The organism is Fulvivirga marina, assembly GCF_016775155.1.
Lineage (GTDB): Bacteria > Bacteroidota > Bacteroidia > Cytophagales > Cyclobacteriaceae > Fulvivirga > Fulvivirga marina.
The window spans coordinates 301,440-322,757 of the sequence record NZ_JAEUGD010000067.1 but is presented as its reverse complement, the minus strand read 5'-3'; the positions used below and the strand labels follow the sequence as shown (position 1 = coordinate 322,757).

The window sequence follows — 21,318 nt, the reverse complement described above, 5'->3', positions numbered from 1 at the left end:
AACACTGAAGTTGCGGCTAAAATTATGCCAAACTGTAGTGATGCAATTAATTTTCAAATTAATATATAAATCTAATACAAACAACAACGTACAGTATTTATGGCTGGCTTTGTTGCTTTTGGGGCCTATCTGCCAGCTGTACGATCGATAATAGGGCCAAAGAAAATAGCATTCATAAATATTTTATTAGTGCCGTACCAAAAAGCCCTGAAATTAAGATTGTCAGTAAAACCAATGATCATGCCTTTGCCATAATTACTTGTGCCCACGGCGGATGTACCTTTGAGTAAATCAAGGTTACCCTTGGAAATGTAACCACTTAACAGAGGAAAATCTGTATAAACTATGGGGTTGGCAAATGAGTTGCTGGATTTTTTTAAAAATAACCTGCTATTTCTGAAAACAGGAAGTGTTTGTCTATAATATCCGTAAAGTAGAGGGTGTGTATTGTCAATTTTAGTTTCAAAAATGGCCCCACCAATTTTCTGGGCGCCTTCGGTTTCATTGATATCAGCATATTTCCTCTCTTTCAAAGAGTCCGCATTATTTGGCTTTTCAAACTCAAACTTGCCAAACCCAGATGAGGATAGGAATTTTAATGCATCTTTACTGGCCACTATAGTGCCTCCATGCTGCAACCAGGTCTTTAGCTTATCCTTTGCAGGTGTTGATATATCACTATACCGTCCATTGACCAGGATCATGGTGTTATATTTATTAATCTCAACCTGGTTAAACTCATCGATAGGAACCAGGGAAAGCTCCATATCATACCTTTGGTCCAGTAGGTGCCATACTTCTCCGGCATCATAGGGAGTGACCCCTTCTCCGACCAGCATCATTATCTTGGGGTTGCGTACCTTGTCAAAACTCCGGCTTCCTAAGCTTACGCCGCTATAGTCCAGCCCCGTTGTTAGAGAGTAAATATCTATACCGGTTTCTTTGGCAAGGTGAGATAAGGTGTTGTAAATTGAATCCGGAGTTTTTTCTTGTATGCCAACAGGGATAATAATTGACCCTCTGGCAAATTGTTTTCCATTAGCATTGAATTCTTCATTTCCGACTTTAACCGTGTAGCCCTTTTTTAGTAACTTATTTAATAGTTTCGGAGTGTAGTACCCATACCATTCAAAGGCATAGGCGTAAGCAGATTGTTGTCCGATTAATTTGCCGGAGGGTTTTTGCTCGGAATTGAATTTTTCTCCCAGAAGCGAATGGTTATATGATTTTGCATTTAAAGTTTCGTAATCCAGACCAAAAGCATAGGGGAGGGTCCATGTAGAAATATCGTAGAATAAACTATCCTGAAACTTTGTTCTAGTTTCGAACATGGCTTTTATTAGTCTGTATTGTGACTGGTATAGGGGAACCACATAAACCTGATCCTCAGAAAAGTTTATGCCTTTGATGTTTACCCCTTTTTTGGGGTGATATATATCTACTTTATGGCGTGATATAAGTTCCGCGAGATGATAACTGCGGTATGAGTCTTTTGATGCAAAAATAAAAGCTTTGTTTTGATCTTTTTGCGCTTCCTGTATAGCTTCTTTGTAGAAGTCTCTTTGATGTTGTAAAAAGTCAAGCCTCATTTCGTTTACGGCTTTTAAGGTGGAGAAACTAGTAGTGACCTGATTTCTGATAGTAAAAGGGAACTTTAAAACTCCATGAATACTTTCCTGAGCATGTCCTCTGGAACTAGCCTGCTCAAAAAGTATACCTACGGCACCATTAATATCAGGGTAAGTTGACCCCTTTCCATAATAATAGTCGTCATAACTTTCTTTTGTATAATACAGAGAACCAATATTGTCTAGTGCCCTTGCATGATATACCCCCATTTTTTCAGTTAGGGTATAGGTGTTTTCTGGCGTTAAAGGGTTATTCCTTGATGGTATTCCGGGTTGGAAGAAAAAAGTCGAGTTAGTTCCCATTTCATGATGATCCGTCAGTACATTAGGCTTCCATTCATGAAATAGGGCAACTCTCCCTTGTGATTCAGGTAATTGGGCAGGAAGCCAGTCGCGGTTGAGATCAAACCAGTAGTGGTTGGTTCTTCCCCCTGGCCAAGCTTCATTCTGCTCCATATTGTTAGGATCCGTGGAGACATTGAAGCTTTTTCTTGAATTGACCCAATTGGAAAATCGCTGCAAGCCGTCAGGGTTAAAACTGGGGTCAAGCAGAATAACTGTTTCATTCAGTAGTTTTTCTATTTCGGGCCCCTGAGCAGCTGCCAGGTGATAGGCAACCAAAAGTGCAGCATTGCTGCCACTGGCTTCATTGCCATGAACACTGTAGCCCATATACACCACAGCAGGCATATTTTCCAAATCAAGTTTTTCTGATTCTTGAGGGTTAGTCAATTGAGCGTGTTTTTCTTTGATATCCTTAATGTTATTCAGGTTCTTCGGAGAAGATATGGTAAGCACCAGGAGCGGGCGTGCTTCAAAAGTCTGGGCATATTCTTGTATTAGTATTCTATCAGAAGCCTCAGCAAGGCGGTACATATAGTTGACCAGCCTGTCATGATTGATGTGCCACTCCCCAACCTGATGACCTATCACCTGTTCTGGTGCAGGTATTTCAGGGGAGTATGTTGTATTTCCGGAGAGGTAGTATTCCAAATCAATTTTCTGAGCATAGCTATGGAGGGTGAGTGTGCTAATAATAACTGCTAATGCTAGTTTTTTTTTCATAAATTCACTTTTTTTGCAAGATCAAGAGCGCCTGAATAAGAGCATGGATTATATGTGAAGTTAACGAACTTATTTAGGCCTACACTTCTAAATACTTAACAATTAGTTAATATAAAGACAGTTTCTTTATTTTAAAATAAAATTGCCTCTTAGACAGCTAGTTAAATAATGTCATACATTTGCACCGCATTTTGATGCTGAAGATAATCTAAACACAAAAACTATTTTTAACAAACCTAATACAAGGAATGAAACAAACTTTACGATTTGGAGTTATTGTCATCGCTTTTTTTGTGATGGTCAGCTTTTCTGCTATTGCCCAGACGGGGACAGTTAGTGGTAAAGTACTTGATGAAGCCAATGGGGATGTCCTTATTGGTGCTAACGTACTAGTGAAAGGAACCACCAAAGGATCAGTGACAGACGTGAATGGAGGTTTTAAAATCGGCGATGTAGATGCTGGGTCACAAACTATCGTGATCTCGTTTATCGGTTTCGCTGAAAAAGAAATCCAGGTAACAGTAAATGAAGGTCAAAACACTGATATCGGTAACGTGCAATTGGGTTCAAGTGCTATCGGGTTGGCTGAAGTACAAATTATTGCCTCTGTCGCTGTTGACAGAAAAACACCTGTTGCTGTATCTACAATTAAGCAAGCAGAGCTTGAAGCAAAAATTGGTAGTCAGGAATTTCCTGAGATCTTGAAGTCTACCCCTGGAATTTACGCCACTAAGTCAGGTGGAGGTTTTGGAGATGGCCGTGTTAATATAAGGGGTTTTAATGATGAGAATGTTGCTGTTCTTATTAACGGAGTTCCTGTTAATGATATGGAAAACGGTAACGTTTATTGGTCTAACTGGGCTGGTTTAACAGATGCTACAAGATCAATGCAAGTACAGAGAGGTTTGGGAGCTTCTAAAGTAGCAGTACCTTCTATTGGAGGTACAATTAATATCATCTCAAAAGCAACTGATTTTGAAAAAGGTGGTAATGTATATGTAGCCACTGGAAATGATGCTTATTCTAAAATAGGCTTTAGCTTAAATTCAGGTTTGTCTGAAAACGGTTGGGCATTTACACTTTCCGGAGCAAGAACTAAAGGGGATGGATATGTTGATGGAACTGAGTTCCTAGGCTATTCTTACTATGCTAATATCGCAAAGCAAATCAACGATGATCACGAAGTTACTTTTACTGCGATAGGAACAAAACAAAGACATGGACAGAGACAGTCAAATAGTTTGTTGATAGATTACGAAGAAAGCCCAAGTGGCATTAAGTACAATCCTGATTGGGGATACAAGAATGGAGAAGTTCTTCATGTAGAAGATAACTTTTACCACAAGCCACAACTTTCTCTTAACCATTATTGGACTATAAGTGATAAAGCTGAACTTTCTACAGCTGCATACGCATCTTTTGGTACTGGCGGTGGCGGTGGTACCGGTGGTACATTTGATAAAAGTGTGAGAACAGGAGGACAGTATGGCCCTATTGATGTAGATTACTTTGTAGAGCAAAATGAAAATACTGTTGATGGAAATGCCTTGGCGTGGTTAAGAGCATCAAGAAACGACCACAAATGGTATGGTGTATTGTCATCATTAAAATATGATATTAGCTCAAACCTACAGTTTTTAGGAGGTTTGGATTTTAGATACTATAAAGGAAGTCACTTTTATGAGATCACGGATCTACTTGGTGGCGACTATGTGTTGAATAATGATGATATCAACAACCCGAACAGAATTCTTAAGAAAGGTGACAAGTATAACTACAATTATGATGGCATAGTACTTTGGGAAGGTGTATTCGGTCAGTTCGAGTATACTAAAGATAAACTTTCTACATTCCTTTCATTGGCTGCTTCAAACACTTCATACTCAAGAGTTGAGAATTTCAAAGAAACGCCTGATAACAAGGATTCAGAAGATGTTTCATTCTTTGGATACCAAATCAAAGGTGGGGCTAACTATAACCTTACAAGAAATCATAACATATTCGCAAATATAGGGTTTTTCGAAAAGGCTCCGTTTTTCAGAAACGTATTCTTAAGTAGGACTTCAAATGCAGCTAACGAAGATGCTGTTAATGAAAAAATCATGAGTACAGAGATTGGATACGGTTATAGAGAAAAGGACTTTACTGCTAATATTAACGTGTACAGAACTCAGTGGTTAGACAAAGCTTCTGTAAGATCACTAAGCAATGCAGGTCAGATATTCTATGCCAATATCACCGGAATTGATGCATTACACCAAGGAGTGGAGGTTGACGCCGTATACAAAGGAATTAAGAACTTTACCTTTACAGGAATGTTGTCAGTTGGAGACTGGAGATGGCAAAATAATGTGCAGAATGTAAGAATTGAGGACGAAGATGGTAATCCTCTTGGTGATCCAATAAATATCTTCATTGATGACCTGAAGGTCGGTGATGCTGCTCAGACTACTGCTGCTTTGGGGATGAAATATTCTGCAGGCGAGAATATTACTATCGGAATAGACTATAATTACTATGATAACCTATATGCATCTTTTGATCCTACTTCAAGAACATCAGAAAATGTTGCTGATGCATGGCAGGTTCCTGCTTATGGCCTTTTCGATCTGAACTTAACTTATAAACTTCAGTTAGGTAACTTCAATGCTTCTATATATGGAAATGTATATAACCTTGCTGATACTGAATATGTAGCAGATGCTAATGATGGTGGAGATGCTGCAAACTCTCGTGTTTATTATGGATACGGAAGAAACTGGAACTTAGGTTTAAAAATAAACTTCTAATTTTTTAATGAGATTAGTTATGAAAAATATTAAAGTAATATTAGGGTTAATTATTGCTGCAGGCTTTATGTGGTCTTGCGACCCTTTAGGAGATGAAATTGATGAGATAAAGGCGGAGCAATCAATAGCAAAGACGCTGGAGATTACCTTGGATGATGATGCTTATGAGTTATCGAGTGATGAAGGTGTTGCTAATTATAAGAGTTTTGACAATGAAGGTCACGCGAAAGGGTTAATCCCGGAAATATTAAGTAAACTATATCCTGCGTTGGGAGAGGGATCTTCTGCTACGGTAACTTATGAAGTTTATCAACCCCTATCTTTAAAAGATACTATTGCCACAACAACAGTAACAGCTCAAGAATACACTGATCTTGGTTTTACTTATGGAAACTTTGACAGTGATGATGATATAGATAAATATCTGCAATCAAAGTATCCAGATGCTAGAGATAGAGATGTAGTTGACCTTACATATCAATGGTATAATGGTTCTCAAACTGTTACCGAAACTAAGGCTATAGTATTATGGAATGGACTTTGGAGAAATTCTTATGTTTTATCAGCAGGTACTGGTGACTATGAAAACTTGGGTCGCGGTACTCGTGATTACTTTTCAACACAATCTGAGGCTGAGTTTAAGATAGGAATTTACCTAAAAGAATTGTTTCCATATGCCGAAGCTGGTAAACAACAATTTGTAATCTATAATTTCAGAGATTATGACCAAGGTGGTATCGAGTACGGAGAGGTATTAATGTACACATTCGATGGTACTGATTGGATACTGAAAGATAGTTCAAATGAAGTCAAAACCTTGAAATTTGCTCATAACGGAACAGAGTGGGTTGCTGATAATACAATCAAGTTTGTTTTGAGTGCTGCAGATTATCTGGCTATAGCCGAAGCTTATACTGGAAGTAACCCTGATGGTTCCACAAGTATGACTTCTTATAAAAACTATGATCTGTCTTTGTGGAGTGCTGAGCTGATCCAAGAGTCATTGATCAGCTATTTAACTGATTTGTACCCTCCTGTTGATGGGCAGAAATATCTAATTACTTATGCTACCTGGGAACCTGGTGCAGGTTCCGGCACATTGTATGTTATTGGACAAGGTGGTGAATATATTTTGTTTGAAGAATAGAATATAAAACGCCTTCTAAAAAAAGCTACCTATCAAAATTAGGTAGCTTTTTTTGTTTAATTTAAGCATTAGTAATAGCCATGTGTTTTGAAAATAAGTTTGATGATTGATAGTAGTAAATATTTTGATCGTGATGTTAGTTGGCTTTCCTTCAATAGGAGGGTATTAATGGAAGCTGCAAATACTAGTGTTCCTCTTTATGAAAGGATAAAGTTTCTTGCTATTTACTCTTCTAATTTGGATGAGTTTTTCAGGGTCAGGGTGGCTGCACTCAGGAGTATTGTAGATATTGATAAGAAGAAAATCAATAAAAGGTTTACGATTAAACCAAAGAGGCTTCTTCAGGAAGTGCTTGATGAAGTCAACCTTCAACAGGAAGAGTTTGGTCGTATTAAAAAGGAAATGATTCTTCCAGAGCTTAAGAAGAATAAAATAATCCTCTATAGAAACGAACCTATAATTAAAGAACATAAAAGAGCTGTTGAACATTATTTTAAGAGCAAAATTTTATCGTACCTCCAACCTGTTATTATGACAGGGGAGAAGAGCAAGGCACCATACCTTGACAATAGGGCTCTTTACTTCGCTATTTTTCTGGAAGATAAAATCACAGGTGTAGTTGATTATGCTCACCTTAATATCCCGACAAATCACCTGGGTAGGTTTGTGGAACTACCTAAAACAAATGATTACTTTTATTACATAGCCATTGACGATATCATTAGGGAAAATCTGGGCTTTCTTTTTCCTAACCATATGGTAAAAGGTTGTTATTCTATTAAACTGAATAGGGATGCTGATCTCAACATTGAGGATGAGTATTCGGGTGATCTGGTGAAGAAAATCAGAAAGCAAATAGATAAAAGGAATCTTGGTGTGCCTTCACGTTTCCTTTATGACACTACTATGCCCAAGGAACTATTGGAATTTCTCGTAAAAAAATTCGAGCTGGAGGAAGATGATCTTGTTCCTGGTGGCAGGTATCACAATATGTATGATCTTTTTAACCTTCAAAACCCATTGAAACCTGTATTGGAAAATGAGTATTTGGAGCCTATTACGAAGGCCTGTCTTGAAGAAAGTCCTTCTGTTTTTAATGCCATTGATCAGGAAGATGTGATGCTTCATTTTCCATATCATAACTACGATTATGTGTTACGTTTTTTTAACGAAGCGGCGTTGGATGCTAATGTTGAGGAGATCAAGGTTACGTTCTATCGCATAGCACCAGAATCGTTTATTAGCAATGCACTGATTAGTGCTGCGAATAACGGGAAACATGTTACTGTATTTGTGGAGATCAAAGCTCGTTTTGATGAGGAAAATAATTTAAAATGGGCTGAAAAGATGGAAAGGGCGGGTATTAAAATAATATATAGTATACCGGGGTTGAAGGTGCATGCTAAAGTTGGCTTGGTTTGTAGAAGGCAGATGGACGGGGCTATTAAACGGTATGGCTTTTTTGGTACGGGTAACTTCAATGAAAAAACAGCTACAATATATGCCGATGAAGCATTGCTTACATGTAATAGTGAGATGACGGAAGAACTTGACAATGTATTTGAATATCTATATAAAAAGGAAGAAGTGCCACACTTTAATCATTTGCTGGTTTCGCAGTTTAATATTACCGACCGGTTGACTGCTATGATAGATCAGGAAATAAGACATGCTATGGCAGGGAAAAAGGGACTTATCATTCTAAAGCTCAATAATCTTCAGGATGATGTTATGATCGATAAACTGTACGAAGCGAGTCAGGCAGGTGTCAAAATTGAGTTGATCATAAGAGCGATTTGTTGCCTGCGACCCGGGATAAAAGGCTTGAGTGAAAATATTACGGTTAGACGTATCGTAGATCGCTATCTGGAGCATTCCAGAGTTTTTTACTTCTATAATGATGGTGCAGAAAATTTATATCAAGGTTCTGCTGATTGGATGAAACGCAACCTATATCGTAGAATTGAGGTGGTATTTCCTGTTTATAAAGAGGGTCCAAAGAGGGAAATAATGAAAATGCTTGAGCTCCAACTGAAGGATAATACCAAGGCATGCCTAATTAATGAGCATCTACAGAATGTACTTGTGGAGAATGGTGAATCAGAAATTCAGGCGCAGGTAGATTTTTATACGTGGTTGAAAGCGGAGGAAAGTATGAGTATCAATGAACCGGGAAAAATACCATTGCAATAGCAAATGACAGGATTGCTGCGATAAATCCAAACATAAATACATTATATGACTTTCGAAGCATTCGGTATTTTTTTCCTAATACAATACCCAGAAAAAAGATATCCTTGATCATGCTGCCATAAAGAAAATCTGCATCTTTCATCATTTCTTTCATACCCCACATGTAGTTTTCAATCTCCATACCATGAAAATTGCCAAAGAAGAGCAAGTTTGTCTTTTTGTTGATGATATCTTCTTTGGTGAAAGTTCCTGTAGATACATTTGGGCGTGTAGCAAGTACTGCGAACACAATGGTAACCAGGCAAACAACTACCAATAACATTGCAGGAATGATCAGGTTAGGATAATCTTCAAACTTTCTAAAAAGTACAGAAACCAACACCGACAAAATGATTGAGTTGATTGAAATCATAATGTTCGCCTTGTTGTCAGCCATAGCGCTAAGTGTGAGGTGGTTTTTTGACGTGATCCTGAACATGGTCTCTATCCCGCGGTCGGGTTTTATGACCTTGTTCTTTTCCATCTTAAGCTTGAGCTTTTCGATTTGGTCTTCAAGCTTTTGAGTATATTCGATGTCCACCTTCTTTTCTTTTTTTTTCTGAAGCTTTTTTATGTTTTTCTGTTTCCTTGGTTCTAATATATTTTGACCGTATGTTGTAAAGTAGCTATGGGTTGTTAAGAATTTGAGGTTCTTCTTTGCCCAATCCTTAGGAGGTAGATCTTCATCACATACATTGATCAGTTCCTGACGTAGCTCTTCACTTCTGACGAAATAAATGTCTGAAGAGAGATGGTATAAGTCCGCATCGCACATTACCTTGGATAGTTCATCTTCAGGTGATTGAGGCATTTGCGTGGACTTGATTATTTTTTCCACCTCATCTATTTTCTCTGGAGTAACATTAAACTCAGCCAGCTTCTCCCGCATCAGGCGAGCACTTTCCTCTTCATGGTTTTTGAAGCCGCACTTATAACCTACGTCATGAAACCATGCGGCTACAATTACTATTTCCAATTGTTCCTGTGAGAGTCCAATTTTATTGCCGATCTCTTCTGCTGCTGCAGCTACCTCTTGCGTATGGATGAGGCTATGATAGCTGTATTCCTTTGGTAGACTGCCTAATACTTCCTCAGCGTACTGCTTTGACCTTTTAACTAGCTCAGTTTCTATAAACATATCTCCTAAATGTAATAAAAAATAGTTTGAAATTTCACTACATATTAAAGAGTCCCAGCGGGGGCTTTATTGTCTACATAATTCTGAAGATAACTGTACCGTTCCGTTAATGCCCCATTTTCGGCTATGGTAGCCCTTTTGACTACTTCCTCTGTATCATTATCAAAGAGATGCGGTAACACATTATCTACAAGCTCACGACCAAAGTCTTCAGAGGCATTTCTGGGCAATTCGCATGGTAAGTTATCAACAGCCATGACGGTAATGTTTCCTTCGTCTGATAATGGAGCTTCTACCTTGTCATCACTAGGGTTGTAGTCATAGATAGGGTCTGCTATGGTACATGGCTGTTTTGTGGAGGGAATAGACCCTTCAATATCGCAAGTAATATCTGCTATGATCCTAATTTTGAAATCAGGTTTCATAATATCATCTCTTCTGAACAATACTGGAGCTCGTGGGTCCCAATAAGCTCCTGCAACAAGGAGGTCCGCTGCCTTAGCATATTTCAGGAAGTCACCTTCATAGCTTTGTGGGTTAGCATAAAAGTCATTACGTATAAACTCGCCACCATCTTTTGGTTTGTTGTAGTCCCAAGTGTTAAGCTGACAGTATACAGCCGTATCAAAATAGTTTTCCAAAAATTCTGCAGGAGTCACCTTACGAATGCCCATGCCATTGAGCACTTCCATGGCTCCTTTGGAAACCCTGCCACCGCCTGTTACTACTATTTTTATTGGAGGTAGTGACACCTTACTGTACTCTGTTTTAAGATCCTCCAAGTCAAAACACTCATGTGCTCTTCTTAAGTCGAATAGGTTATAGCGCTTTCCATAGGCCCATATTCCATTATAGGCACCTACTATGCCTGCGTAGCGTCCGAAAGCTACTATACGGGTACCTGTTGAATCAGTTAATGTCTCATAATCTATGAGTCTGATTTTCTTTTGTAGAATGGCTTGTAAGAGATTACGGTTGTAATGTTGTTCTTTTATAGTGTGCGAAAAGAAAAAATAAGTTTTGTTTGGAATAAGGTTGTCAATGGGTACTTCTTTAACACCCATCAAAATGTCACAATCTTCAATAGAGTCAGTTACAGTAATGCTACTTTGACGGTATTCATCATCTTCAAAACAACGAATATCACTTGATTGACAAATTACTTCTACATTTTTGAAGTTTTCTTTCACCTCTTTTGCCTGGGCAGGTGTTAATGGTACTCTTCTGTCGATCGGTACTTTACCTTCCTTAATGATTCCTAATTTCACGTTTTCCATCGTTTGCGCTGGGCTTAAAATTTTTTCTACACGGTAGCAAATATATAATTTATAATCCATTTAGTTTTTGCCACCATGCTTAATTCGTACCTTAATCCCATGGAGGGTATTGAAGCTTATATATTTTTGGCTTTTGGGTGGCTGATTTTCTTCTTTTGTCATAGCCTTTTTGCTTCTCGAAGTAGTAAGGAGAAACTCCAAAAAAGTTTTAATATTTCTTCGAAGACCTATCGTTTACTTTACAATACCTCTTCTATCGTAGTACTTTTGGCAATACTGCTGCTCAATGGAGCTATTAAGGGAGACCGATTGCTTCCTCCTTCATCATTTCTTCAATATATAAGCCTGCTCTTGGCTGGGGGAGGAGTAGTTGTAATAAGAGTTGCTTTTCGTGAGTTTGATTTCAAAAGTTTTATGGGTTTAAGTAGAGAAGACCCTGCCAGCCTTAATAGATCAGGTATTCTAGGGTATGTTAGACACCCAATTTATTCGGGAACGGTACTATTGGTTTTAGGTTTTCTGTTGTATGATTTTAGAATGCCAACCTTGGTATCTGCTATTTGTATATTTGTTTACCTACCTGTTGGAATATGGTATGAGGAGCAGAAACTGATTAAAATTTTTGGGGATGAGTATCTCGAATATAAAAAAACTACACCTGCTATATTCCCAAAAATTCGGTTCTGGTTTTGAGTAATAGATATCCAGAGACTCTTTTAATTCTTATCCAAGCGTTACGATTCCAAAAAGCTACCGAGAATGGAGCTGGACTCCTTGCCTTTGTTTCGCCCATAAGGAGCAAGTGCTTGTATCAGCTTTCTAATGGGCATGGATTGCAAATATACCTTTCCCGTGCCTCTTAATGTTGCCAGAAATAACCCTTCACCCCCAAACAGCATAGATTTTAGTCCGCCGGCAGATTCAACATTAAAGTCAATAGAAGGTTCAAAGGCTACTACACATCCGGTATCGACTCTTAATACTTCGTTATTGAGTTCTTTCTCTATAACTGTGCCGCCAGCATGCACAAATGCTTTTCCGTCTCCTTGTAACTTTTGTAAAATAAAGCCTTCTCCACCCACCAGGCCTGATCCAAGTCGTTTGTTAAATGTAATGGACATTTTTGTTCCTAAAGCAGCGCATAAAAAGCCATCTTTCTGAACTATTAAGGAATTTTGAGGTGCTTTATTGAGATCGATAGGAATAATAGTGCCTGGGTATGGGGCTGAAAATGCTGCTTTAGCTTTTTGAGGTCCTCTATTAGTAAAATGAGTCATAAATAAAGACTCTCCGGTTAGCACCCTGGTTCCTGCAGAGAGGAGTTTGCCAAAAAGACCTTGGTTTGGTTCAGAACCATCACCCATTTTAGTTTCAAAAGTAATGCCATCGTCCATAAAGAGCATGGCGCCCGCTTCGGCGATTACTGTTTCGTTAGGGTCAAGTTCAATTTCAACGACCTGAATACTTTCCCCTTTAATTTCATAGTCTATTTCGTGAGAGTTCATTGCTATTCTTTGTCGTCGTTGTCTTTTTTCTTATCCTTTTTTTCTGGCTTTGAAGATTTTAGATCTTCGTAATCGTCTCGCTCAGCGAGCTTCTTATCCTCTACATTCTTGTTAAGAAACTCGTTGATGCGATCGATGTTAAAATTGGTCTTTATTTCACCAAAGGAATCAATTTCTATGTTAAAACCTTCCAGTTCCGGGTTTACCTTTGGCTGAACTTTCTTTTTTTTCTTCTTTGATTCCTTCTTTGACATGACACTTAGGGTTTAATTGACTTGCTTAACAGGCAATGTATCAATAGCTTTCTTTATTCTGTTAGCCACTTCTTCATTGCCTAGAATCTCAATGATTTCCATTAAGTCAGGTCCTCCGCCTTTGCCAGTTATGGCTAACCTTACAGCTTGCATTACCTGTCCTATTTTAACGCCTTTTTCTTCTAATATGTTATTTAAAATTTCTTTTGCTGTGTCAGCAGTTAACTTATCTGCCTTTAATATAGCTTCTTTATAAGCATCTAACACTGAAACGGCGCCCTCGGTCCATTTTTTGCGAACTACTGTTTCATCATAGTTATCAGGCATGGAGAAGAAGAATTTTCCATCTTTCCACAAGTCAGAAGGAAAAACTATCCGCTCTCTCATGGCCTCACAAACCCTTTTTGCTTTTTGCTCATCAATAGGTATGCCGTTGGTCTCAAGGTCTTTGGTGAGGTATATACTTAACTCTACAGCCGATTTCTCCTTGATATATTGTTGATTATACCATTTAGCTTTTTCGATGTCAAATTTGGTTCCTGATTTACCTATCCTTTCTACTGTAAATGCTTCGATGAGTTCCTGTAATGAGAATATTTCCTGTTCGGTGCCCGGATTCCAGCCTAAGAATGCCAGAAAATTAAGTAGAGCATCGGGTAGATACCCATCTTCTCTGAAGCCATGGAATGTTTCTGTCTTTCCATCCTTACCTGGGAATGAACCCTGAATAGGAAATACGGGGAAGCCGAGCTTGTCACCATCTCTTTTGCTTAGCTTACCATTGCCATCGGGTTTTAGTAACAACGGTAAATGTGCGAATTGAGGCATGGTGTTTTCCCAACCTAAGAACTTATAGAGCAAAACATGTAGTGGTGCTGAAGGAAGCCACTCTTCACCACGTATTACATGAGTGATCTTCATCAGGTGATCATCCACCACATTGGCAAGGTGGTAAGTAGGCATGCCGTCTGATTTCATCAGTACTTTATCATCTATTGCTGATGAATGTACCATGACCCAGCCACGTACCATATCATTGAGCCTTACATCTTCCTTTCTTGGTACTTTTAGTCTGATCACATAAGGTTCTCCTGCTTCTAGTTTCTGATTAACCTCTTCCCCCGATAGGGTAAGGGAATTTTTCATTTGCATACGCGTGATTGCATTGTACTGTGGCGTATCAACACGTGCAGCCTTGAGTCTTTCGCGCATAGCCTCAAGCTCCTCTGCCGTATCGAAAGCATAGTAAGCATTACCCTCATCGATAAGTTTTTGGGCATATTCTGCATAAATGCCTTTTCTTTCGGATTGTCGGTAAGGGCCATATTCCCCTCCTGCATACGGGCTTTCATCGGCAATGATACCCATCCATTCTAACGACTCTTTTATATATTCTTCAGCTCCTGGCACAAACCTGTTTTGGTCAGTATCCTCAATGCGAAGGATCATTTTACCATTATGCTTTTTTGCAAATAAATAGTTGTACAAAGCGGTTCTTACACCGCCAATATGTAATGCTCCTGTAGGACTTGGAGCGAACCTGACACGAACTTCTTTATCCATCTTTTTTGATTGATTTAATTGGACAAAATTACGAAAAGTTAAATTAGCATAATAACTAAGCGCTCATGTTTAGCGCTTCGTCAAGGGCTGCTCTGCTTAATTTTACCTGTTTGTTGAAATTAAGCAGGGTTACAACATAATTGGCAACCCCTGAAGAAAAGGCAATGATGGCATACCCGTATTCTTTAGGGAAGAATATGAAAAAGAGTCCTATCAGCATGGTCATACCTGTCCAGAAAGTAAAAAATAGAATAGAGCTAAAAAATAGCCTGTATTTGATAAATATGATACATCCTCGACTGGATCCCTCGATTTTGCCTTTAATTATGGGTAAGTAGTTTTGTGGGTAATTGACCTTTCGCGAGATGCGAAAAGAAGACTTTCCAATATGCCCAACAAATAAGATATCGGGGCTTTTATGTGATTGAGATAAACCAGCAGGCTGAGTGACAAGGCTCAGCCTGCTTAGGGCTTGTAGTGCCGTAATTGGGGCAACTAAAGTTTCGTTCTTGTGAGGTATCAGGGTCATTTAACCGCTATACAGGATATCTCTACATTTACACTTTTAGGTAACTGGCTTACTTCAACTGTTTCACGTGCAGGTGGGTTTTGAAGAAAATATTTTCCATAGATGGAGTTAATGAGTTGGAAATTATTCATATCCGCAACGAAGATGCTACACTTGACAACATTCGTGAAGTCAAGACCTGCTTCCGATAAAATATGAGCAATGTTACTCATTACCTTCTCTGTTTCCGCCTCTATATTATTGGTAACAAGGTCACCACTCTCGGCATCCAAGGCTATTTGTCCAGATACATATAAAGTATCATTGACCATTACGGCCTGGCTATAGGGGCCAATAGGAGCTGGAGCTTTTTTGCTGTTGACAATTATTCTGTTCATACTGACAATTTTTTATATTAATATCTATTTTTGCCTTAAAGCTGCAAATTATGAAGATATTAATAATTGGGGAGGAGGAAAATTTTTTAGAATTTAAAGAGAAGTTTTCTGAAAACCATGAATACACCTTTCTATCGCAACTTACATCTCCACGATTTTTGAGTGAGAAGGATCTTGTTTTTGATTTCATTATTGATGAAAATCCAGACCATTTCGAATGTTATAAAAATCCGGGAAATGCCGTTGTTTTTCTTAACACTGTGAAGATAAGCCTTGCTGAGCTGGCTTTTTTAAACGGACCTGTTGATGGAAATATATTTGGGTTTAACGGTTTGCCAACCTTTGTAAATCGTGATGTTCTTGAGGTGACTACGCTTGAAAATAATGAGGATGTATTAATAAAAGTATTTGAGTCTCTTGATGCGGAATATAAGCTGGTGGATGATCGAGTAGGTATGGTAACTCCAAGAATTATTTTCATGATTATTAATGAAGCCTTTTATACCGTTCAGGAAGGAACAGCCTCCAGGGAAGATATAAATTCGGGAATGCGGCTTGGTACAAATTACCCACACGGACCTTTTGAATGGCTTGAGCTTATTGGTGTACATCATGTCTATGAAACACTTGAGGCTATTTATGAAGACACTAAAGACGAGAGATATAAGATTTGTCCATTGTTAAAGAAAGAGTACTTGAGGGGAGTCGGTTAAGCCTATAACTTACCAAAAGTAAAGGCTACCCTAAACTGATTAAGGTAGCCTTCAAAAATATTAATTATATATTCTCTTATTCTACAGTCACTGATTTAGCCAGGTTTCTAGGCTGATCCACATTACAACCTCTCATTACAGCAATATGGTAAGACAATAGTTGCAAAGGTATCACTGATACCATTGGCATTAACGCTTCGTCAGTCTTAGGAACCTCAATCACGAACTCTGCCATTTGTGGTATAAGTGCATCGCCCTCAGTAACAACAGCAATTACTCGACCTTTTCTGGCTCTTACTTCCTGTATGTTTGAAACAACTTTGTCGTAAGAACTATCTCTTGTTGCAATTACAACTACTGGCATTTCTTCATCAATAAGAGCAATAGGTCCGTGTTTCATTTCTGCAGCAGGATATCCCTCTGCATGTATGTATGAAATTTCCTTCAGTTTTAAAGCTCCTTCTAAAGCCACTGGGAAGTTATAGCCTCTTCCCAGGTAAAGGAAATTGCGAGCATCTTTGAAGGTTTCAGATATCTCCTTGATTTGAGTGTCTAGTTTAAGAGCCTTTTCTACTTTGGCAGGCACATTTTCAAGCTCAACAAGTAATTCGTGGTATCGCCTTTCAGTTATTGAACCTTTCTTATGAGCTACTCGTAAAGCAATCATGTTAAGAACGGTTAACTGAGCAGTAAAGGCCTTTGTACTAGCAACGCCAATTTCAGGTCCGGCATGGGTATAAGCACCTTCATGTGAAACCCTTGAGATAGATGACCCCACAACATTACAAACACCAAATATAATGGCTCCCTTAGACTTGGCCAGCTCAATAGCGGCAAGCGTATCAGCAGTTTCGCCAGATTGCGAAATAGCAAATACGATATCACCTTCATTGATGATTGGGTTTCTATAACGGAACTCAGAAGCATATTCAACCTCAACAGGTATTCTACAAAACTCCTCAATGAAATATTCGGCTACTAGGCCGGCGTGCCATGATGTACCACAGGCTACTATTATTATTCGTTCAGCATTAACTAGCTTATTGGCATATTCCCTAATTCCACCTAATACCAGACGCCCCTCATTTGCATTAAGACGACCACGCATACAATCACCAATGGATTTTGGTTGCTCAAAAATCTCTTTCAGCATAAAATGCTCATAACCGCCTTTTTCGATCGCTTCAAGCTCCATATCCAAGGTCTGGATGTATGGTGTTGAAACTACATCCTGGGTATTCTTGAGCTTTAATTCATTATTGTCAATTACGGCTATTTCATAATCATTTAGATAAACCACCTCGTTGGTATACTCAATAATTGGAGTTGCATCTGATGCCAAGAAGAACTCGTCCTTTCCTATACCTATAACCAATGGACTTCCCTTTCTTGCTGCGATTAGCAGGTTGGGATTGTCTTTAGACATAATAACTATGGCATATGCTCCAACTACTTTAGTTAGAGCCAATCGAACAGCCTCATCTAGCGAGCAGTTATTGTTCTGCTGAATATCTTCAATGAAGTGTATAAAAACCTCGGAATCTGTTTCGCTTTCGAAGGTATGTCCCTTGTTAACTAGCTCCTGCTTTAGCGAACTGTAGTTCTCTATAATACCATTATGTATTATGGCTAGATTCTTAGAGTGCGAGTAATGTGGGTGGGCATTCTCATCATTTGGTTCTCCATGGGTTGCCCAACGTGTATGACCTATCCCGATATTGCTGTTCAGATTGTTTTCATAAAGGTGTTCTTCCAAGTCGGATACTTTACCTTTTTTCTTATAAATATTCAGGCCTCCGTTGAGAAGAGCAATGCCTGCACTATCATATCCCCTATATTCTAATCTCTTTAGCCCTTTTATGATAACCTCATGAGCCTGTCTGGGCCCTATATAGGCAACTATTCCGCACATATCAGTATTTTTTTATTTCTTATCTGGTATTGAATAATAGAAACGTAAATGCATGTTATCCTTATAAACAACCAATCTGTTAACTGTACTCGAAGTGGGTAAAAATGCCCCACCTACTGTCCTCACGGGAGCCAGGATCAATTGGTTGTAATTTTCTTCATAAAGAAGGTTCTGTAGGGATAAGGTTATGTCATTTCTAATTTCATTATCTTCCGAATCATAAGTTACGGAAGCAGTACCACCATTGTTGTTTAATAACGTGCCCACTCTGTAGTTTTTGTTTTCCAAACTATCCGCACTTGTGAGATAGTAAAGCATACTGGCAGGAGGAGGTGTATTTTCATCCGCATCTACCAGATTGGAGAACACCAATTCAGCTTTTTGAATAACCGGACTATCTGTAGTGTCTGCGAATTGCTGCATAGATGATAAGTCAATCTTCATGAGCAAGTTCGTTCCACTTTGAAGATACGCCAAATTAGAGCTGGTAACGTATGGTGTATAAAACGCAGTAAGGTCATCAAAGTCAGATCCATTCCAACCAACATTTTCATTAGGTTGAATATTGTTATAGTTTATGGTGGAAGATGCTCCAAAGATGAGTACCTCCTGTTTTGTATTGCCCTGACTATCAGTTTCAGTATAGTATAAAACCATTCTTGTATCAGAAACACCGTAAGTTAGAACAGCACTATTGGAGGGTGAAGGGATAAATGCCAATCCATTAAAATAGTCTGCAAAATTATTGGCGCTACTAAATGCTGCATCTTGATTTTTTAACTTATTAAAGAACTCAAGAGCATAGGTGTCATTGATTTTAAAAGTAGATCTGTATATATACTCTTTATTGGTGTCGAAAAACTTTTCAAGATAAGCAGAGTCCTGAGCATCCATATTCTTGTCTCTTCCTGTGTCGGAAAATTTGAGTCCGAGGGAGTCAGGGTAAACAAAGAACTCACTTTCAGCTAATTTACCTGCTAATGCCTGGGATGAAGCTATGGTATAAGTTTTATCCCTAACGGGAATTGTATCTTCAAGTTGATAGATTTCAATCTTGTTCAAAGTATTCTCCACATTGCTACCATATATACCCCTTATTCTGGTTTCCAGTACAAGGGAATCGAAAGTGGCAGTGCCGGAAAAGTTTTTTCCAGGGTCTTCCGCAGGAAGGGTAAGCTCAGTGAAGTTTTTAGCTTCAATATACCCAAAGTATTGATCTTCATAGCTACCAACGAGAATACTGCCTGTAGCTCTTGAATAAATATTGTCTACCCATACTTGCGATACCTTATCATTTAATGGTACGTCGACAAAAAAAATCCCCAAATCGTTTTCGGGGGGGAGACCAACTGTGCTTAATTCCTCTTCGCACGAAAAAAATGTCAGGGCTGATACTAACATCAGCCCTGCTCTTCTAACCCACAAGTTCATTATATAAATTGTAATAAGAGTCCGTAAAATTTTCGTCTTTTTCTATTGTTTCAATTTTCTTTTCTTCAGGGAATTCATCGAACAAGCCATTAAGGGTCTGATCTTCTTCTGCTTTTATTATAGCATCTGAAAATTCAAGGCCTAACTTAATAAAGCCATAATAATCAGCTGTTAAAAGGTTAGTTAACATGCTGTCTTCGATGTCCATCATCTTAACCTTTTCTATCAGATCATTATTGAATTTATGGCTAAATGCATTGTTATACGTTGTGAAAACAGATTTAGTATCCTTAAATAGAGGATCGTTTTTATAAGTTGTTTTCAAGTATAACGGAATTAAGCTTGTCATCCAGTCATTGCAGTGAACAATGTCAGGTGCCCATCCCAGTTTTCTTACAGTTTCTATAACGCCTTTACAGAAAAATATTGCTCTTTCGTCATTATCTTCATAAAAATTATTTTCTTTATCGTGGAAAACATACTTCCTGTGGAAGTAGTCTTCATTATCAATAAAATAAACCTGTAATTTAGCATTAGGTATTGAGGCAACCTTAATGATCAAAGGTTTTTCTTCTTCGCCTACTGCAATATTGATCCCTGAAAGTCTGACAACTTCATGTAACCTGTTCTTTCTTTCATTTATCAAGCCGAATCTCGGAACCAGTATTCTGATTTCCATCCCTTTTTCCTGCATAGCCTGTGGCAACTTTCTAACAAATTCTGCTACTTTAGATGTTTGTAAGAAAGGATTGATTTCACTGGCTACATAAAGAATACGAAGTTTTGACATATGTGTAGAGATTTGTTTGCCTAAAAATAAGACCACAAAATTACAAAATTTTTAGCACTTTTCAAGATATTATCTTTTGAAAGACATAGTTTTGCTATCCTTTTAAACGATTCTGATGGAGATTTACAAGGATATTGCTCCTTTACAACAGTACTTAAATGGACATAAGTTCCATGGTAAAAAAATAGGCTTTGTGCCTACCATGGGGGCGCTGCATAATGGGCATCTGTCGCTCATCCAGGCATCGTTGCAGGATACTGATATTACAGTTTGTAGTATCTACGTAAATCCTGCACAGTTCAATAATAGTCAGGACCTGGATAAATACCCTAGAAACCTTGATCAGGATATAAGTTTATTGCAGAAAGCAGGCTGTCATGTATTGTTTTGCCCCGATGATAGTGAAATTTACACGGAACAACCCAAAATAAGCTTTAACTTTGATGGGCTGGATCAGGTTATGGAAGGAAAGTTCCGTCCTGGCCACTTCAGTGGAGTTGGGTTGATTGTTTCTAAATTATTCAATATAGTAGCTCCACATTATGCATACTTTGGACAAAAGGATCTTCAGCAGTACTTGATTATTAGGCAGCTGGTGAAGGATCTTTCCTATAATGTGCAGTTGAAGTGTATCCCTATTATGCGAGAGGCGGATGGAATGGCCATGTCATCAAGAAACAGAAGATTGACAGAAGAAGGCCGGGATAAGGCAGTAATTTTATATAGGGCGCTTAATGAAGCTCAAAAATTACTGAATGCTCGGGTAGAGCTGCCTCAGGTGAAAAATGAGGTGACCACTATTATCAATCGGGCGGGCGTAGAGTTGGAATACTTTGAAATCGTGAATCCTGAAACATTAGAATTGATGGATCACAATTTAAGTGGGAAAAATGTTGCGCTTTGCGTGGCTGGGTATGTTGATGATGTCAGGTTAATTGACAATGTAATTTTTAATTTAGAATTCTGAA

The 21,318-nt window shown here is 38.5% G+C and carries 17 protein-coding genes; 6 read left to right on the top strand and 11 right to left on the bottom strand.

The features are described 5' to 3' along the window. Positions 1–125: 125 nt before the first annotated feature. Positions 126–2,693: a M14 metallopeptidase family protein gene (locus JMN32_RS25565; protein WP_202859254.1), complete on the bottom strand. Its 2,568-nt coding sequence runs from the start codon at positions 2,691–2,693 to the stop codon at positions 126–128. Positions 2,694–2,941: 248 nt separating this feature from the next. Between JMN32_RS25565 and JMN32_RS25560 the strand changes: the two genes are divergently transcribed. From JMN32_RS25560 to ppk1, 3 genes are all read left to right on the top strand, one after another. Continuing rightward, positions 2,942–5,482 carry a TonB-dependent receptor gene (locus JMN32_RS25560; RefSeq protein WP_202859253.1) on the top strand — a complete coding sequence of 847 codons (2,541 nt, stop codon included), beginning with the start codon at positions 2,942–2,944 and terminating at the stop codon, positions 5,480–5,482. Positions 5,483–5,501: 19 nt separating this feature from the next. Further along, positions 5,502–6,629, top strand: a complete 1,128-nt coding sequence (locus tag JMN32_RS25555; RefSeq protein WP_202859252.1) for a hypothetical protein — start codon at positions 5,502–5,504, stop codon at positions 6,627–6,629. A 102-nt stretch (positions 6,630–6,731) separates the two neighbouring features. After that, complete coding sequence (gene ppk1, locus JMN32_RS25550; protein WP_202859251.1) at positions 6,732–8,822, top strand: polyphosphate kinase 1; 2,091 nt, start codon at positions 6,732–6,734, stop codon at positions 8,820–8,822. Here the strand turns inward: ppk1 and JMN32_RS25545 are convergent. Continuing rightward, positions 8,791–9,999 carry a Pycsar system effector family protein gene (locus JMN32_RS25545; RefSeq protein WP_202859250.1) on the bottom strand — a complete coding sequence of 403 codons (1,209 nt, stop codon included), beginning with the start codon at positions 9,997–9,999 and terminating at the stop codon, positions 8,791–8,793. The two genes, ppk1 and JMN32_RS25545, sit on opposite strands and share 32 nt — an antisense overlap. A 44-nt stretch (positions 10,000–10,043) precedes the next feature. Further along, on the bottom strand, positions 10,044–11,276 hold the full coding sequence (locus tag JMN32_RS25540) for an NAD(P)-dependent oxidoreductase (protein WP_202859249.1): 1,233 nt from the start codon (positions 11,274–11,276) through the stop codon (positions 10,044–10,046). A gap of 75 nt (positions 11,277–11,351) precedes the next feature. Between JMN32_RS25540 and JMN32_RS25535 the strand changes: the two genes are divergently transcribed. Then, a complete protein-coding gene (locus tag JMN32_RS25535; RefSeq protein WP_202859248.1) occupies positions 11,352–11,969 on the top strand; it encodes a methyltransferase family protein in 618 nt (205 codons plus the stop codon). Between the two features lie 41 nt (positions 11,970–12,010). On the opposite strand, the gene JMN32_RS25530 is transcribed toward JMN32_RS25535, so the two are convergent. Genes JMN32_RS25530 through JMN32_RS25510 form a run of 5 tightly spaced genes read right to left on the bottom strand, consistent with a single transcriptional unit; the run spans position 12,011 to position 15,504 of the window. Further along, positions 12,011–12,781 carry a TIGR00266 family protein gene (locus JMN32_RS25530; protein ID WP_202859247.1) on the bottom strand — a complete coding sequence of 257 codons (771 nt, stop codon included), beginning with the start codon at positions 12,779–12,781 and terminating at the stop codon, positions 12,011–12,013. 2 nt (positions 12,782–12,783) lie between these two features. Further along, entirely contained in the window at positions 12,784–13,035 is a 252-nt protein-coding gene (locus JMN32_RS25525) for a hypothetical protein (protein WP_202859246.1), read from the bottom strand. Positions 13,036–13,047: 12 nt separating this feature from the next. Then, entirely contained in the window at positions 13,048–14,598 is a 1,551-nt protein-coding gene (gene gltX / locus JMN32_RS25520) for a glutamate--tRNA ligase (RefSeq protein WP_202859245.1), read from the bottom strand. A gap of 55 nt (positions 14,599–14,653) precedes the next feature. Beyond that, positions 14,654–15,127, bottom strand: a complete 474-nt coding sequence (locus JMN32_RS25515) for a hypothetical protein (protein WP_202859244.1) — start codon at positions 15,125–15,127, stop codon at positions 14,654–14,656. Continuing rightward, positions 15,124–15,504, bottom strand: a complete 381-nt coding sequence (locus JMN32_RS25510) for a RidA family protein (RefSeq protein ID WP_202859243.1) — start codon at positions 15,502–15,504, stop codon at positions 15,124–15,126. Before JMN32_RS25510 ends, JMN32_RS25515 begins: the two co-directional genes overlap by 4 nt. Before the next feature lie 50 nt (positions 15,505–15,554). Between JMN32_RS25510 and JMN32_RS25505 the strand changes: the two genes are divergently transcribed. Next, positions 15,555–16,217 carry a 3-hydroxyacyl-CoA dehydrogenase family protein gene (locus JMN32_RS25505; protein ID WP_202859242.1) on the top strand — a complete coding sequence of 221 codons (663 nt, stop codon included), beginning with the start codon at positions 15,555–15,557 and terminating at the stop codon, positions 16,215–16,217. Between the two features lie 76 nt (positions 16,218–16,293). On the opposite strand, the gene glmS is transcribed toward JMN32_RS25505, so the two are convergent. Genes glmS through JMN32_RS25490 form a run of 3 tightly spaced genes read right to left on the bottom strand, consistent with a single transcriptional unit; the run spans position 16,294 to position 20,350 of the window. Further along, positions 16,294–18,129: a glutamine--fructose-6-phosphate transaminase (isomerizing) gene (gene glmS, locus JMN32_RS25500; protein WP_202859241.1), complete on the bottom strand. Its 1,836-nt coding sequence runs from the start codon at positions 18,127–18,129 to the stop codon at positions 16,294–16,296. 12 nt (positions 18,130–18,141) lie between these two features. After that, a complete protein-coding gene (locus JMN32_RS25495) occupies positions 18,142–19,560 on the bottom strand; it encodes a DUF4270 family protein (protein WP_202859240.1) in 1,419 nt (472 codons plus the stop codon). Next, positions 19,544–20,350 carry a glycogen/starch synthase gene (locus tag JMN32_RS25490; protein ID WP_202859239.1) on the bottom strand — a complete coding sequence of 269 codons (807 nt, stop codon included), beginning with the start codon at positions 20,348–20,350 and terminating at the stop codon, positions 19,544–19,546. The genes JMN32_RS25495 and JMN32_RS25490 overlap by 17 nt, the downstream gene beginning before the upstream one ends. Before the next feature lie 115 nt (positions 20,351–20,465). Here JMN32_RS25490 and panC point away from each other — a divergent pair, with 115 nt between their 5' ends. Beyond that, positions 20,466–21,317, top strand: a complete 852-nt coding sequence (gene panC, locus JMN32_RS25485; RefSeq protein ID WP_202859238.1) for a pantoate--beta-alanine ligase — start codon at positions 20,466–20,468, stop codon at positions 21,315–21,317. The last annotated feature ends 1 nt before the right edge of the window (position 21,318 follow it).

Coding starts and splice junctions, on each gene's coding strand:
- JMN32_RS25565 (WP_202859254.1), bottom strand. CDS start 2,693: ATGAAAAAAAAACTAGCATTAGCAGTTATTATTAGCACACTCACCCTC.
- JMN32_RS25560 (WP_202859253.1), top strand. CDS start 2,942: ATGAAACAAACTTTACGATTTGGAGTTATTGTCATCGCTTTTTTTGTG.
- JMN32_RS25555 (WP_202859252.1), top strand. CDS start 5,502: ATGAAAAATATTAAAGTAATATTAGGGTTAATTATTGCTGCAGGCTTT.
- ppk1 (WP_202859251.1), top strand. CDS start 6,732: ATGATTGATAGTAGTAAATATTTTGATCGTGATGTTAGTTGGCTTTCC.
- JMN32_RS25545 (WP_202859250.1), bottom strand. CDS start 9,999: ATGTTTATAGAAACTGAGCTAGTTAAAAGGTCAAAGCAGTACGCTGAG.
- JMN32_RS25540 (WP_202859249.1), bottom strand. CDS start 11,276: ATGGAAAACGTGAAATTAGGAATCATTAAGGAAGGTAAAGTACCGATC.
- JMN32_RS25535 (WP_202859248.1), top strand. CDS start 11,352: ATGCTTAATTCGTACCTTAATCCCATGGAGGGTATTGAAGCTTATATA.
- JMN32_RS25530 (WP_202859247.1), bottom strand. CDS start 12,781: ATGAACTCTCACGAAATAGACTATGAAATTAAAGGGGAAAGTATTCAG.
- JMN32_RS25525 (WP_202859246.1), bottom strand. CDS start 13,035: ATGTCAAAGAAGGAATCAAAGAAGAAAAAAAAGAAAGTTCAGCCAAAG.
- gltX (WP_202859245.1), bottom strand. CDS start 14,598: ATGGATAAAGAAGTTCGTGTCAGGTTCGCTCCAAGTCCTACAGGAGCA.
- JMN32_RS25515 (WP_202859244.1), bottom strand. CDS start 15,127: ATGACCCTGATACCTCACAAGAACGAAACTTTAGTTGCCCCAATTACG.
- JMN32_RS25510 (WP_202859243.1), bottom strand. CDS start 15,504: ATGAACAGAATAATTGTCAACAGCAAAAAAGCTCCAGCTCCTATTGGC.
- JMN32_RS25505 (WP_202859242.1), top strand. CDS start 15,555: ATGAAGATATTAATAATTGGGGAGGAGGAAAATTTTTTAGAATTTAAA.
- glmS (WP_202859241.1), bottom strand. CDS start 18,129: ATGTGCGGAATAGTTGCCTATATAGGGCCCAGACAGGCTCATGAGGTT.
- JMN32_RS25495 (WP_202859240.1), bottom strand. CDS start 19,560: ATGAACTTGTGGGTTAGAAGAGCAGGGCTGATGTTAGTATCAGCCCTG.
- JMN32_RS25490 (WP_202859239.1), bottom strand. CDS start 20,350: ATGTCAAAACTTCGTATTCTTTATGTAGCCAGTGAAATCAATCCTTTC.
- panC (WP_202859238.1), top strand. CDS start 20,466: ATGGAGATTTACAAGGATATTGCTCCTTTACAACAGTACTTAAATGGA.